General features: G+C 32.6%; 1 pseudogene. It reads right to left on the bottom strand.

Annotated elements, in window-relative coordinates:
• Positions 1-233, bottom strand: a pseudogene (locus tag EP737_RS26125) (hypothetical protein); the annotation flags it as partial.

Raw genomic sequence — 233 nt, 5'->3', positions numbered from 1 at the left:
TGAATTTCGGAATACATAAGAAACACTCTCCGTTTTCTTGCCATATTTTTATATTTCCGTTTGTTTGGTTTGTCGTATAACTAAACTTTCCTTGCTTCTTACTATGGAATTTAGGAACACCCTTTATATCTCGGAAAGTAGGAATATATCCAATGGTTTTCATTTTTTCACGTACAGACTTTTTATACTGCATAGGCTTTTTTGCATATTCCTCATTGTATTTCTGAATCGCT

This window comes from Ectobacillus funiculus, from assembly GCF_004138295.1.
In the GTDB taxonomy this organism is placed as follows: Bacteria; Bacillota; Bacilli; order Bacillales; family Bacillaceae_G; genus Ectobacillus; species Ectobacillus funiculus.
This window is presented reverse-complemented; position numbering and strand designations above follow the sequence as displayed.